Below are 14047 nucleotides of genomic sequence, written 5' to 3' on the forward strand. Positions count from 1 at the left end.
GCCGAGGATCATGCGACCGCCTCCCGCATGTTCTCGGTGCCGAAGGCCCGGAAGCAGTCGCGGAGCTCCGCGACCAGCGCGTCCATCGCGGCGTGCGCCTCGGGGGTGTCCGGGTACCGGGTCGAGACGTTGAGCCCGTCGTGGGTGCGCAGGAACCACAGGTAGAGCTCGTCGGTGCCGTACGCGGGGCTGCGCAGGGTCCTCGCCTCCCAGGTGCTCCAGCGTTCGGCGCCCGGGACGAACCGGGTGTCGACGTACGACACGGCGAAGTGCGGGCCGTCGGTGATGCCGCCCAGCTCGGCGATCCGCGCGAACGAGTACCGCACCAGGGGTTTGCCCGCGGAGACGGCCGCGTACACGCGCTCGATGGTCGCGGTCAGCGCGTCGCCGTCGACGACGGAGGTCTGCTCGCCCTGGCCGGCGGAGACCGTGCGCAGCACCGGGTCCACCCCCGCGAGGTCGAGGTCCACGGGGCACAGGCCCACGTACCAGCCGACGGCGGCCGCGTGCTGCGGCGCGTACCGGGTGTGCATCGGCAGGACGAACCGCAGCCGGTCGGGTCCGTGCACCCGCCGCGCGGCGTGCGCGAACGCGGCGAGCACGCCGGACTGGGCGGAGGCGCCGCGGGCGCGGCTGCGGGCGCTCAGGTCGTCGGTCTGGTCCGCGGTGGCGAGCCAGTAGGACCGGGACGCCTGCGGGCGGGCGGCCTCGGCGTCGTCGCGGGCCGGACGGGTGACCCCCGTGCCGTACCGGGGGAAGGTCGCCTCGGGGCCGAGGAAGTCGAGCCAGCGGCGCACGGGCTCGCCGTCCGCGGCCAGCGTCATGGCGAGCTTGCGGTCCTCGGCGGAGAAGTCGACGTGGGAGCCGACCTCGAGCGTGCGCAGCTCCGCGTCGGGCACGCCCTGGCGGGCGGCGTCGTACAGGGAGACGATCTCCTCGAACCACAGGAGCTGGGAGTACGCGTCCATCACCGAGTGGTCGGCGCCGAACGCGAGCACGAAGTGGTCGGCGCGCTCGGGCTCTGGGTCTGAATCTGAGTCCGGGTCCGGGGCCGCCGGGACGACGCTCGCCAGGACGCAGTGCGGCCAGGCGGTCGGCGAGACGTCGGCGAGCAGGCTCGGCAGCAGCGCCGTCACCTGGTCGGTGGTCAGGTCGCCGACCACCAGGTCCCGGATCGCGACGGCCTCCGCGGGGGCGGTCACCCGGCGCCAGCCCTGGCCGGCGTCGCGCGTGACGGTGGTCCGGAGCACCTCGTGGCGGCTCATCCACGCGTGGATCGCGCGGCGCAGCGGCTCCGGCTCGTACGGGCCGGGCACCCGCAGCACCGACCCGATCCACGAACCGGGCTCGGAGTCGCGCAGGTGTGCCTCGTGCCCCGGGGACAGCTCCCTGGGGTCCTGCAGCCAGCGGCCGGCGTCGGCGCGCGGCGTCCATGACGTCACGGTCCCGGCCGGCAGGTCGTAGGCCGAAAGCTCGGTGTATTCCATGCGTGCGGATCCCTAGATCGTTATGTGGGCACGGCCAGCACGACGTCGGACGAGTTCCGCGGTCCCCTTGCGGCGACAGTTATACCGGATATTGCGGGTGAAAGTCAGCCTCATGGGTATGGTTCACCCGAACTACGACGGTTACCCCCAGAGTGGGACAGGACCGAGACGGAGGACGAGCGTGCCGAACCAGGCGTCCGCGCTACGGCTGCAGTTTGCCGACGACATGTTCCTGCGCAGGCACGACGGCGAGGCCAGTCCCGCCGTCAACCAGGTGCTGTGGCGCCTCGACGGCCCGTACGACGCGGACCGCCTGCGCGAGCTGGCCGCGGGGCTCGCCGCCGGGTCCCTGCACCGGCGGGTCGTGCGCGCGCGGGTGCCCGGCGCGCGGCACCGGTGGGCGCCCGCCGGCACGCTGCCCGTGCTCGACCTGCAGACGGCGGCCGTCGCCGAGAGCGCCGTCGGGACCTGGGCACAGGCGCAGGCCGACCTTCCCCTCGACCCCGCCGGCGGCCGCTCCTGGCGGCTCGCGGCGGCGGACGTGGTGGCGGGCGCCGGTGCGGGGGCTGACGGCGGCGGCTCCGTCGTCGGCGGCATCGTGTCCCTGACCTGCGCACATGCGGTCGCGGACGGCGCCGCGCTGATCGACGCCCTGGTGCGCGCCTCGACCCGTGCGGACCCGATAGTCGTCCCGGCGCCCGAGCGCGGGACCCGGGCGTTGCTCGCGGATGCCGCCGACGCCGCCGCACAGGCCGCGGCCGTCGCGCGCTGGGCGCAGGCGAGGGCGCGACAGTCCGCACGCGGACGACGGACGCCGCCCGCGACCCTGCAGATCGAAGCAGCCCAGACCCCTGACGCCCCGCTGGCCGAGCCCGACGCGCCGCTGGTCGAGCCTGTCGCGCCGCTGGTCGAGCCTGTCGAGACCCCGGTTCCGACAAGCTCGACCAACGGCGCGGCGGAGGTCTCGGCAGGCTCGACCAGCGGGGTGTCGGGGGTCCCGGCCGACGAAGGCGGAGACCCCTGGCGCGCCCCCGTGCTGCATGTCGAGCTCCCGGCCGACCGGGTCGCACAGGTCGCCGCCGAGCACGGCGGGACGCCCAACACGTGGTTCGTCGCGTTCCTCGCCCGACTGGTGCACGCCACGGGCCGGTTCCCGGGCGAGCCGGTCCCGGTCGCGCTACCGGTGTCCACCCGGGGCGAGGACGACCCGCGCGCGAACTCCACCAAGATCGCCCGGGTCACGATCCCGGCCGACGTGCTCGCCACGCGCGACCTCGGCTGGGTGCGGGCGGCGACCAAGGAGGCGTACACCGCCGTCGGCCGGGCGGAGCCGGGGGTGTCGCCGGTGCCGCTCGAGCTGGTGCAGATGCTGCCCGACAGCGTCGTGAGCAAGCTGCCGCAGCCGCCCGTCGCCGCCGCACTGGCGTCCAACCTCGGCACGCCGCCCGAGGGTTACACGCAGGCGCCCGGCGGCGCGGTCCGTGCGGTGGCCACGCTGTCGCACTACCAGGGGGCCACCGCGGCCGAGCTGCGGGCGGCCGGTGGTGGGCTGGTCGCCTTCTGCACGACGGTGGGCCACGCGACGGTGCTCAGCGTCGCCGGCCTGGACCCCGACCGCGTGGCCGACGCCGGCGCGCTGCGCGACCTGGTGCTGGCCGAGGCGGACGTCTGGCAGATCCCGGCGGAACCGTGGTGACGGTGCGCCGCGACCCAGCCTCAGTCGGCGAGCACGCCGGAGGTTACGCCGGAGACGGCGTCGGCGGCCGCTGCGACCGCCCGGTCGGCGGGCACGAGCCGCGAGCCGAGGGCGACGGCCCGGGCCGCGGTGGCGTCGTCGAGCACCTCGGCGAGGGCCCCGGCGAGCACGCCGGGCTGGGTAAGCGTGCTCGCGCGGCGCGCGACCCCGACCCCGGCGCCCCGCAGCAGGTCGCCCCACATGGGCTGGTCGGCCGAGTACCAGCCGACGACGGCGGGCAGCCCCGCCCGCAGCACCGCACCGGTGGTGCCCGCTCCCCCGTGGTGCACCGCCGCTCGGCAGCGGGGCAGCACCGCCGCGTGGTCGACGGCGCCGACCACGCGCACCCGCTTCTCGTCCACGCCGAGCCCGGGGCCGCCGTCGGCCGCCGAGAAGTCGTTCCAGCCGGCGCTGACCAGCGCCCGCACCCCGAGCTCCCCGCACGCGGCGTCGACGGCGGCGAGCAGCGCGGGCGGGTCGGCGACGGGCATCGAGCCGAATCCGACGTAGACGGGCGGGTCGCCGTCGTCCAGCCAGTTAGCGAGACCCTCCTCGAGGCCGGCGCCGGAGCCGGCCTCCCCGAGGCGGGCGCGGGCGTCGTCGTCCAGGGCGAGGAAGCCGGTCAGCGGACGGCGCGGACCCCACTCGTCCGCGAGACCGGGCACGAGCGCCGGGTCGTATGCCTGGACCTCGACGACCCCGGCGTCGCGCAGCCTGGTCGGCAGGTGCACGCGGGCCCTGCCGAGGCCGAGCTCGCCGCGCTGCTCGTTCTCGGCGCGCCGGGTCAGGTCCCAGCGCACCCGCTCCCCCAGCGCCCAGGCGGCCCGCGTGGCACCCGGCCCGCGCAGCCCGCTCACGGGCGACACGACCCGGTTGGCCCGGACCGGGCAGTAGTGCAGGGCGGCCATCCCGAGCCCGCGCCACTCGGCGACGGCGGCCGCGACCTCCTGGCCGAGCAGGCCGGTCACCACCGTGTCGGCGCTGCCGACGTCGTCCAGCAGGGCCAGCAGGCCGGTGCGCAGCTCGTCCCAGCCCGCCGCCGCGACGGCGCGCAGCGCCCGCACCCGCCGCACGGGGTGGGGCGAGCGCATGTCGCGCCGCACCAGGTCGGAGCCCAGCAGGGCCGCCGAGTCGATGCCGAGCGGCACCGGGTCGAGACCCAGGCGTTCGGCGAGCGGCACAAGGTTGGGCGCGACGCCCGTGACCACCTCGTGCCCGCGACGGCGCAGCTCCAGGCCTACCGCGAGGGCCTGCTGGACATCTCCTCGACTGCCCACCAGGGCCAGGACGTGACGCACGCGCGCACTCTACTCACCCGCCACCCACCGGAGGCCCAGTGACCAGCCAAGCGACCACCACCGACCCGGCGGCCAGCAACCGCCTCACCTACGACGACGACCTCTTCCTCCGCACCCGTCGCGTGCTCGGGGTGGCGGTGGTGAACCAGACCGTCTGGCGCCTGCCCGTGCCGCTGGACGCCGCCGCCGTGCGCGCCCTGCACAGCGGCCTCGCGGACGGACCGCTGCAGCGGGTGGTCCGGCCCGGCCGCCTCCCCGGCGCCCGGGCGCGCTGGTCGGCCTCCACGGTGTCGCTGGATCCGGCGATCGAGTCCACGCCCGTGCCCGACGACGCCGTGCTCACCTGGGCGGACCGGCAGGCGCAGGCGAACCTGGACCCCGAGCACGGCCCGACCTGGGCCCTCGCGGCGGCGCCGACGACGAGCGGCGGGAGCGTGCTCAGCTACGTCACGTCGCACGTGGTCGCCGACGGCGGGATGCACGTCGGCGCGTTCCAGGCAGCGGTCGCGGCCGCCACGGTCGCGGCGGGCAAGGCCGCGATCGGCCAGACGGCCCCTGACGTGCGGCCGGCCGAGGCCGCAGGCGCGACCGGGTCGCCGTCCGCCCGCAGGCTGCCCAAGGAGGGCGAACGCATCCGGACCGGTCTCGTGGCCGACCTGCGCGACGCCACCGGGCAGGCGCGCGCGGCGGTGGGCGGTCTGCGGCAGGCCGCCAGGCAGGGTCCGGTGCCGCCGGTGCTCGCGCAGCAGTCGGCGGACCGGCCCCGCCCCGAACCGCGCACCGACGACGCCCAGCCGGCCAACCCGCCGGTGGTCGTCGTCGACACCGATGCCGCGACCTGGCACCGCACAGCCCACGCGGCCGGCGGGACGGCGAACAGCCTGCTCATCGCCGTCTGCACGGAGATCCTGCTCGCCGCCGGTGCCGCGACCGCCGGCATGCCGGTGCGCGTCTCGGTGCCCGTCAGCCTGCGCGGCAAGGACGACCTGCGCTCCAACGCGACGTCCGGCGTCTCGATCGCCGTCGACACGACGGTGACTCCCGCGCCGGAGCGAGCCGGGGTGGTGACCGACATGGCGCAGATCCGCGCGAGCGCCGCCGCCGAGTTCCGGGCGCTGACGTCCGGCACCCGGGTGGACACCCTGGGCCCGCTGAAGCCGCTCATGCAGATGGTGCCCGACGCCGTCGCGAGGCGCGCCGCACGAGACGCCACCGCGCCGCTGTGCCTGGCCTCGAACCTCGGGCGGCTGCCCGCGACGTTCGCCGCCCCGCTGGGCACCTCGGCCTCCAGCGTGCTCATGCGCGGCGTCACGCAGGGCCTGACCCGCGGTCGCCTGCGCCAGATGCGCGGCGGCCTGGACTCCTGGTGGTCCGAGCACGACGGCGTGGCAACGCTGGTGGTCCTAGGCCTGGACGACGCCCACCTGGGCGAACCGTCCCAGATCCGGGCGGCGATAGAGAGCGTCTACGCCCGCCACGGCCTGCCCACCCGCTTCTGGTGACGGTGGGCCGGGCGCGACCGCGGGGTCACGCCGCCATGTGGACCGGGGGGTGGCCGTTCGTCCGGGGTAACGGGGTGGACTCGGTCTTCCAGCCGCGCCGGAGCGTCACCAGCACGCCGGCCGATGCCGCCGCGAACACGAGCACGCCGAACCCCGTGGCCCAGGCGTCGAGGTCGACGGTCAGCGTGAACGCGACGATCGCCGCCACGGGGGCGACCAGGCCGATGAGCACCGCGTACCTGGCATGGAGGAGGACGCGCGCCGTCCGCGCGACGAACCAGCTCACCACTGCCCAGGTGAGCAGCGTGAGCGTGGTGCCGACGACCGACGCGAACACCTCGCCGGCGTTGTGGGCGCCGGCAGGGGGCCCGAAGTAGAAGAGCTCAGTGGTCGCGATGAGCACCAGGAACCCCACGATCGCGACCGTTCCGGTCACGAGAGAGCGTTTCAACACGCGGCCTCCACACTGAGGATCTGCACCGGACTCTCCTGGCGCGCCCCTTTATACCAAGTCATTACCGCGCGATGTCAGCGCGTCACCGTCAATTCACCCACAGAAGACCACAGGAAAGCAAAAGGCGCGGCGCGGCCAACCCTGGTGCCTTACGTCAGATAATCGTACATTTGCGCCATGTCGGATCAGTCGGAACGTCTCCCCGGTCCTGCACTTTCCGCCGAACCCTCCGGAACCGGCGGGCTCTCCCGCCGTGGTGTCCTGCGCGCAGCGGCCGCCGGAGCGCTGAGCATCCCGTTCGCGGCCGCCCTCGCGTCCCCGGCCACCGCCGTCACCATCCCGGCCGCCACCGCCGCCGGTGTCCCGAGTGCCGCGCCCGAGCTCCCGGCCGGGCTCATGCCCTACCGTTCCCCCTACATCAACTGGGCCGGCGAGATCACCCACGGCGGGCTCTGGGCCTGCGCGCCTCGCACCGGACAGGACCTCGCCCGCCTCGCCAACTGGGCACGCGCCAGCGGCTGGCGGCTCCGCGCCCGGGGCAAGTCGCACACCTGGTCGCCCCTGACGATCACCCAGGGCACCGAGCCGGACGCGCCGATCCTCCTGCTGGACACCACCGTGCACCTGACCCACATGGAGCTCACGGCCCCGCCCGCCGGTGCACCGGGCGCCGTGCGGGCACAGCCCGGTGTGACCATCGAGACGCTGATGGCCTTCCTCGCCGACCACGGGCTGGGGGTCACCAACACTCCCGCACCGGGTGAGCTGACCCTTGGTGGCACCCTCGCCATCGACGCCCACGGCACCAGCGTCCCTGCCGACGGCGAGACCGCTCGCCCCGGCCACACCTACGGCAGCCTCAGCAACCTCGTCCTGTCCCTCACCGCCGTCGTCTGGGATGCCGACGTAGACGCCTACGTGGTCAGGACGTTCCACCGCGGGACCGACGAGGAGTGCGAGGCGCTGGCCACCCACCTCGGGCGCGCGCTCATCGCCGAGGTAGTGCTCCAGGCCGGCGAGGAGGTCCCGCTGCGCTGCCAGAGCCGCGTCGACCTCACCGCCGACGAGCTGTTCGCCGCCCCGGGCAGTGCGCTCGCCGCGCGCGGGAACACCTTCGCCGACTTCATGGCCGAGTCCGGGCGGGTGGAGACGATCTGGTTCGCGTTCACCGACAAGCCCTGGCTCAAGGTGTGGAGCCTCAGCCCTCAGCGCCCCCTCACGTCCAGGCGGGTGTACGCGCCGTACAACTATCCGTTCAGCGACGTGATCCCGACCCCGGTGTCCCGACTGGTGGGGCTCATCGTCGGCGGCTCCTGGCACCTCGCACCCGTGCTCGGCGCCACGCAGTACACGGTGGCGGCGACCGGGCTGACCGCGACCCTCGCGACGGACCTCTGGGGTCCCGCCTACATGCTCCAGTTCTACCTACGCCCCACCACGCTGCGCGAGACCGCCAACGGGTACGGGATCCTCACCAGTCGCGCCGACGTCCAGCGTGTCGTCTCCGAGTTCGCCGCCTACTACAAGCAGCGGCTGGCGGCCTGGGCCGCCGCGGGCAGGTTCCCGGTCAACGGGCAGGTGGAGATCCGGGTCAGCGGCCTCGACCAGCCCGTCGACTCCGCGGCGCCGGGCGCACGTCCGCCGCTGCTTTCCGTCGTCCGCCCGCACCCCGACCACCCGGAGTTCGACTGCGCGGTGTGGGTGGACGTGCTGACCCAGCCGACGTCGCCCGGAGCCCACGAGTTCTACCGGGAGCTCGAACAGTTCCTGATGAGCACCTTCGACGGCGGCTACGCGCTCGCGCGCGTCGAGTGGTCGAAGGGCTGGGCCTACACGGATGACGCGGCCTGGGCCGATGACGACGTCATCGAGTCGGCGATCCCCGCCTCGTACGGTGCCGGGCAGTGGTCGGAAGCCGTCGCCGTCCTGGACCGGCTCGATCCGCACGGGGTGTTCGGCAACGAGTTCACGGACCGGCTGGTGCGCTGAACGCACCGGCCGGGCGGCGTTACAGCGCTCGGTCACAGCGCCTGGACGATCAGCTCCACCTGGTCCTTCGCATCCCCGAAGAGCATCGCGCTGTTCTCCCGGAAGAACAGGGGGTTCTGCACGCCGGCGTACCCCGTCGCCATGGACCGCTTGAACACGACCACCTCGCGCGCCCGCCACACCTCGAGCACCGGCATGCCCGCGATGGGCGACGCCGGGTCGTCCTGCGCGGCGGGGTTCACCGTGTCGTTGGCGCCGATCACCAGCACCACGTCGGTCTCCGGGAAGTCGTCGTTGATCTCGTCCATGCCGAGCACCTGGTCGTAGGGCACCTTCGCCTCGGCCAGCAGCACGTTCATGTGGCCGGGCAGCCGGCCGGCCACCGGGTGGATGCCGAACCGCACAGTGGTACCCCGGGCGGCGAGGCGGGCCACCAGGTCGGCGACCGGGTACTGGGCCTTCGCGACCGCCATGCCATAGCCCGGCACCACGATCACCGAGCGGGCGGCGGTCAGGCGGTCGGCGACCTCGAGCGCCGTCGTCTCCCGGTAGGAACCCGGTTCGACGGCGCCGCCCTCGGCGACCGCTCCCGGCTCCGCGCCGAACCCGCCGAGGATCACACTGACGAACGACCGGTTCATCGCCCGGCACATCAGGTAGCTGAGGATCGCACCCGACGAGCCGACGAGCGCACCCGTGATGATGAGCAGGTCGTTGCCCAGCATGAACCCGGCAGCGGCGGCGGCCCACCCGGAGTAGGAGTTCAGCATCGAGACGACGACGGGCATGTCGCCCCCACCGATCGCCGCCACCAGGTGCCAGCCCAGCGCCAACGCCACCACGGTCATGAGCAGCAGCGGGACCAGGCCCGCGCCGCCCCCAGCGCTGCCCTCTGTGCCGCCCGCGGCGAGGAACCACCAGAGCAGCGCCCCGCACGCGACGACCGCGGCCAGGTTGAGCCAGTTGCGGCCGGGCAGCCTCAGCGGCGAGGACCTCAGCCGCGCCGACAGCTTCCCGAACGCCACCACGGAGCCGGTGAACGTCACCGCCCCGATCAGCACGCCGAGGAACACCTCGACGTGGTGCACGGTGGTGCCCGCGCCGGTCGTGCGGGGCTCGGTCAGGTAGGACCCGTAGCCGACGAGCACCGCCGCGGCGCCGACGAAGGAGTGCAGCAGCGCGATGAGCTCGGGCATCTGCGTCATCTCGACGGTCCGCGCCCGCCAGGTGCCGACGGCCGCGCCCACGAGGAGCACGAGCAGGATCAGTCCGGCGGTCACGCCGACGGGCCGTTCCGACCGGTCCAGCGCGAGCACCACCGTCGCCGCCAGGGCGAGCCCCATGCCGGTCATCCCGAGCAGGACGCCGCGCCGCGCGGTCTCCTGCTTCGACAGGCCGGCCAGCGACAGCACGAACAGCACCGCCGCCACGAGGTACCCGGCCTGGACCACTGACTCGACGGTCATCGCCTGCTCCCCTCGTCGGCCCCGGTGTCAGAAGCACGGATCACCGGAGTGACCTGTGCTTCTGACACGTCGGCCGGGCCTCGGCGGAACATCCCGAGCATGCGGTGGGTCACGAGGAACCCGCCGAAGATGTTGATGCTCGCGACGGCCGACGCGAGCACGGCCAGCGTCGTCACGACAGGGTTGGCCGAGCCGATCTGCAGCATCCCGCCGACGAGGATGATCCCGGAGATGGCGTTGGTCTGGGACATGAGCGGGGTGTGCAGGGCGTGGCTGACGTGCGAGATCACGTAGAACCCGACGACGACGGCGAGCGCCAGCACCGTGAAGTGCGCTGCCTGGTCGGCGGGTGACGCCGCCACGGCGAGCGCGGCGAGCGTCGCGGCGAGGCCGATCAGCACCGCCCGCACGGCGGGGTGGGCCGGCTTCCCCGTTGGCCGGGCGTGTCGAGACGCGCCGCCCCCGGTCGGTCGAGCCCGATTCGTCGGTCGAGCTCGTCGAGACCCTGAGGTCTCGGCAGGCTCGACCCCCGAAGCCGGCGCCGACACGGCAACCGGCGGTGGCGGCCACAGCACCTCGCCGCCGGCGGCGACGGTCATGCCGCGCACGACGACGTCCTCCGGGTCGAGCGCGAGGCGGCCGTCCCGCCCGGGCGTGCCGAGCTGGACCAGGTTGGCGACCGCCGTGCCGAGCAGCTCGGAGGTGTGCCGGGGCATGCGGTCGGGCAGGTCGGTCCAGCCGAGGACCACCACGCCGTTGTCGCTGACCACCCGCTTGCCCGGGACCGTCAGCTCGCAGTTGCCGCCGCCCGGTGCCGCGAGGTCGACGATCACGCTGCCCGGCCGCATGTTCGCGACCATCTCGGCGGTGATGGTCGTGGGGGCGGTGCCGCGCACGAGCGCCGTCGTGATGACGATGTCCGCGGCGGCCGTCTCGACGGCGTACGCGCGCTGCGCCGCCGCCTCCTGGTCCGCGGTGAGCGACGAGGCGTAGCCGTCGGTGCTGACCTGCTGCGCGGCGTCGTCGGCCCGGACGACGGTCGCGCCCATGGACTCGATCTGCTCCGCGACCTCCGGCCGGACGTCGAAGGCGCGCACCTGCGCGCCGAGGCTGCCTGCCGCGCCGATGGCCGCGAGCCCGGCCACGCCCGCGCCGATCACGAAGACGTTGGCGGGCGGGGTGGTGCCCGCCGCGGTGACCTGGCCGGAGAACATGCCGCCGAACTCGGCGGCCGCCTCGACCACCGCCCGGTACCCCGCGACGTTCGACAGCGCGCTGAGCACGTCGAGCGACTGCGCCCGGGAGATGCGCGGCACGGCGTCCAGGGCGAGGGCCGTGACGCCGCGGTTGGCGAGCGCGCGCACCAGATCAGGGCGGGCGGCGGGAGCGATCTGGGCGATCAGCACCGCGCCGATCCTGAGCCCGTCGGGGCCCCGGGCACCCGGCCGCAGCCCGGCGGGGCCGGGTGTGGCCAGCGCGTCCGGCGCCCGCGTGATCGCCACGACGTCGGACGCCCACGCCTCGGCGTCGGACACGACTGCCGCACCCGCCGCCTCGTACGCCGCGTCGGGGAAGCCCGCGCCGGCTCCGGCGCCCGCTGAGACCAGCACGTCGTAACCGAGACCGACCAGCCGGGCGGTCGTCGTCGGGGTGGCGGGCACGAGCGGCCCGCCGTCGTCCGGGATACCGATGCGCATGTGACCCTCCTCGCTCACGTGCGCAACCTACCGCCTACCGCCGACACACCTGTTATGCCGAGTCCACCGGCGGCTGGAAGGTGACCGGGAGGCTCACCGGCTGGCGGATCCACAGGGTCTGGTCCCAGGCGATGTCGGCGGCGGGGATCCGCAGGACGACGTCGAGCCTGCGCAGGATCGTCTCGACGGCGATCCGTGCGACGACGCGCGCCGTGCGGGGCGCCGGGCAGGCGTGCGGGCCCGTGCCGAACGACACGTGGGCGCGGCTGCCGACGTGGTCCCAGGGGTCCCCGGTATCCATCCGCGGGTCCGTGTTCGCGGCGTAGATCGCGAGGACGATCGGGTCGCCGGCGGCGACGAGCTTGCCGTCCAGCACCACGTCCTGCCTGGCGAACCGCGGCAGGGTGTTGATGGTGGGCGTGGAGCGCCACAGCACCTCGTCCATGGCGTTGTCCAGGTCGATGCGGCCCCCGTGCAACCGGCCGGAGAACCGGGAGTCGGCGAGGGCCAGCAGCAGGGTCTGCGCCACCCACGCCGTCAGGGTCAGGTTGCCCGCGAAGGCGACGTTCAGCAGGGTGTGGGCCACCTCGACGTCCTCCCGCATGTTCGGGTGCGCCACCAGGGAGCTGGCGAGGTCCCGCTGGGGAAGCCTGCGGCGGGCGGCGACGAGGTCGCCGAGCATCCGGTCGACGTCGGCCACCGCGGGTGCGGCATCGGTCCCGCCGCCGGCGACCCGCCGCGTCAGGTCGAACAGGCGCTGCCCGTCCTCCGGGTCGAACCCGATCATGTCGGCGACGACGAGGAACGGGATCACCGACGCGTACTCGAGCATCAGGTCCGCGCGGCCGCGGTCCTCGAAGCGGTCGATGAGCAGGTTGCACAGGGAGCGCGTCTTCGAGGCGGTGATGCCCTCCGAGAGCTGCTCGAACGCGTCGTCGAGGGGTTCGCGCAGGCGCTGCCGCAGCGCACCGTCGGTGTGGTTCGCGGCGAAGCGCTGGTGCGACGTGAGAACCGGGCGCAGGCCCGACGTCACGGGGAGGCCACCGCGGGCGTGCCCGTTCCAGGTCTGCGGGTTGGTCGCGAAGACGTGCTCGTTGCGCATGATGTCGTAGACGAGCCGCTGTCCCATGACGAGCCAGGCGGGGACGCCGGGCTCCAGCTCGACGGGGGCCACCTCGCCCCACTCGCGCTCGAGCTCGTCGTAGAACACCCGCGGCTCCGGCATGCCCGACGCGTGGACCAGGGGCTTCAGGTTCGAGATCTCGCTGAGCCGGACGGGCTTGGTGCCCCGCCAAGGACGGTCCTGCGTGCTGCGCATGTCATCGAGCAATGGGGCCGGCCCTCTCGCGGTGGGACTCAAGGTGGGAAGCTGACCCGAACCGTCGGGCCGAAGACCCGAGGGTACTTGCCGGATATGATCCAGTTCAGGTAAATTCATGGATTCGCCCATATCTGTGCAGTCGTCGTTGATCGCCCAGGGTGATCCCGCCCGTGTTCCCACCATGCATCGTGACCTCGGCCACGCCCGTGGCTACGATGTCTGCGAGGGCACACACACTGTTGCACCCTCGATCCACCCTGTCGAGACCCATCCGGACGGGACCAGCAGTCGAACCGACCGTCGGCATCCCCACCGACGAGCAAGGGGGGCACGTGGCACTCGACGCCGACCGAGAACGCCCGGACGACCTGGTACAGAGCGTGGCGCGCGCCTTCCGGGTCCTGGAGGTCGTCACCCGGACCCCGGGCCTGCCGGTCAAGGCGATCGCACGCCGCAGCGGGCTCAACCTCTCGACCACGTACCACCTGGTGCGCACGCTCGCGTACAAGGGCTACGTCACCCGTCTCAAGGACGGCACGTACGACGTCGGCGACCAGGTGAGCCAGCGGTTCTACGAGCAGCTCGGCTCGCTCGGCCGCGGGCCCGGCACCCGTGAGGTGCTGCGCCACCTCGCCCAGACCACGGGCTACAGCGCCTATCTCGGGCGCATCAGCGCCGGCCGGGTGGTCGTCGTCGACTACTCGGAGGCCCCCGGCTCTCCGTACCTCGAGGACCTGGAGCGCGGGCTCGACGTCTCCGCGCACGCCACCGCGCTCGGCAAGGCCCTGCTGCTCGGCATCACCCGCCGGGAGCGCTACGACCTGGTGCTCGAAGCCGGGATGCGCAAGTTCACCGCGCGTACCGCCGCCGACATCACGGCGCTCGACGCACAGCTGGCGCGCATGCGGCCGGACAACGTCGTCGAGGAGCACGGCGAGTTCCGCGACGACATCACCTGCGCCGCCCACCTCGTCCCCCGCCGTGCAGGCGACGACGTCACCTGGGCCGTCGGGCTCAGCATCCCCGGCGAGGTGGTGCCGCCGCAGGCCCGCCGCGAGCTGAGCCTGGTCGCCGGAGACCTCGCGGCAGTCTGACCTA

The 14047-nt window shown here is 73.9% G+C and carries 10 protein-coding genes; 4 read left to right on the plus strand and 6 right to left on the minus strand.

What is annotated here, in order from left to right:
• Positions 1-8: 8 nt before the first annotated feature.
• A complete protein-coding gene (locus tag ACFO6V_RS10380; RefSeq protein WP_377134926.1) occupies positions 9-1487 on the minus strand; it encodes a condensation domain-containing protein in 1479 nt (492 codons plus the stop codon).
• A 181-nt stretch (positions 1488-1668) separates the two neighbouring features.
• On the opposite strand from ACFO6V_RS10380, the gene ACFO6V_RS10385 reads away from it, so the two are divergent.
• Positions 1669-3183: a hypothetical protein gene (locus ACFO6V_RS10385; RefSeq protein ID WP_377134928.1), complete on the plus strand. Its 1515-nt coding sequence runs from the start codon at positions 1669-1671 to the stop codon at positions 3181-3183.
• A 20-nt stretch (positions 3184-3203) separates the two neighbouring features.
• Here ACFO6V_RS10385 and ACFO6V_RS10390 read toward each other — a convergent pair whose 3' ends face one another.
• Positions 3204-4520, minus strand: a complete 1317-nt coding sequence (locus ACFO6V_RS10390) for a glycosyltransferase (RefSeq protein WP_377134930.1) — start codon at positions 4518-4520, stop codon at positions 3204-3206.
• 38 nt (positions 4521-4558) lie between these two features.
• On the opposite strand from ACFO6V_RS10390, the gene ACFO6V_RS10395 reads away from it, so the two are divergent.
• A complete protein-coding gene (locus tag ACFO6V_RS10395; RefSeq protein WP_377134932.1) occupies positions 4559-6022 on the plus strand; it encodes a hypothetical protein in 1464 nt (487 codons plus the stop codon).
• Positions 6023-6047: 25 nt separating this feature from the next.
• Here the strand turns inward: ACFO6V_RS10395 and ACFO6V_RS10400 are convergent, their stop codons facing one another.
• Positions 6048-6476: a hypothetical protein gene (locus ACFO6V_RS10400; RefSeq protein ID WP_377134934.1), complete on the minus strand. Its 429-nt coding sequence runs from the start codon at positions 6474-6476 to the stop codon at positions 6048-6050.
• Positions 6477-6653: 177 nt separating this feature from the next.
• On the opposite strand from ACFO6V_RS10400, the gene ACFO6V_RS10405 reads away from it, so the two are divergent.
• Complete coding sequence (locus tag ACFO6V_RS10405; RefSeq protein WP_377134936.1) at positions 6654-8465, plus strand: cholesterol oxidase substrate-binding domain-containing protein; 1812 nt, start codon at positions 6654-6656, stop codon at positions 8463-8465.
• 32 nt (positions 8466-8497) lie between these two features.
• Here the strand turns inward: ACFO6V_RS10405 and pntB are convergent, their stop codons facing one another.
• From pntB to ACFO6V_RS10420, 3 genes are read right to left on the minus strand one after another with little or no spacing between them, the layout of a single operon-like run.
• A complete protein-coding gene (gene pntB / locus ACFO6V_RS10410; RefSeq protein ID WP_377134938.1) occupies positions 8498-9931 on the minus strand; it encodes a Re/Si-specific NAD(P)(+) transhydrogenase subunit beta in 1434 nt (477 codons plus the stop codon).
• Positions 9928-11628, minus strand: a complete 1701-nt coding sequence (locus tag ACFO6V_RS10415; RefSeq protein WP_377134940.1) for a Re/Si-specific NAD(P)(+) transhydrogenase subunit alpha — start codon at positions 11626-11628, stop codon at positions 9928-9930. Before ACFO6V_RS10415 ends, pntB begins: the two co-directional genes overlap by 4 nt.
• Before the next feature lie 52 nt (positions 11629-11680).
• Positions 11681-12946 (minus strand): cytochrome P450, encoded by a 1266-nt coding sequence (locus tag ACFO6V_RS10420; protein ID WP_377134942.1) that lies wholly within the window; start codon positions 12944-12946, stop codon positions 11681-11683.
• 335 nt (positions 12947-13281) lie between these two features.
• Here ACFO6V_RS10420 and ACFO6V_RS10425 point away from each other — a divergent pair, with 335 nt between their 5' ends.
• On the plus strand, positions 13282-14043 hold the full coding sequence (locus ACFO6V_RS10425) for an IclR family transcriptional regulator (protein ID WP_377134944.1): 762 nt from the start codon (positions 13282-13284) through the stop codon (positions 14041-14043).
• Positions 14044-14047 lie beyond the last annotated feature (4 nt).

Source organism: Promicromonospora alba, assembly GCF_042654905.1.
Lineage (GTDB): Bacteria > Actinomycetota > Actinomycetes > Actinomycetales > Cellulomonadaceae > Promicromonospora > Promicromonospora alba.

Coding starts and splice junctions, on each gene's coding strand:
- ACFO6V_RS10380 (WP_377134926.1), bottom strand. CDS start 1,487: ATGGAATACACCGAGCTTTCGGCCTACGACCTGCCGGCCGGGACCGTG.
- ACFO6V_RS10405 (WP_377134936.1), top strand. CDS start 6,654: ATGTCGGATCAGTCGGAACGTCTCCCCGGTCCTGCACTTTCCGCCGAA.
- pntB (WP_377134938.1), bottom strand. CDS start 9,931: ATGACCGTCGAGTCAGTGGTCCAGGCCGGGTACCTCGTGGCGGCGGTG.
- ACFO6V_RS10415 (WP_377134940.1), bottom strand. CDS start 11,628: ATGCGCATCGGTATCCCGGACGACGGCGGGCCGCTCGTGCCCGCCACC.
- ACFO6V_RS10420 (WP_377134942.1), bottom strand. CDS start 12,946: ATGCGCAGCACGCAGGACCGTCCTTGGCGGGGCACCAAGCCCGTCCGG.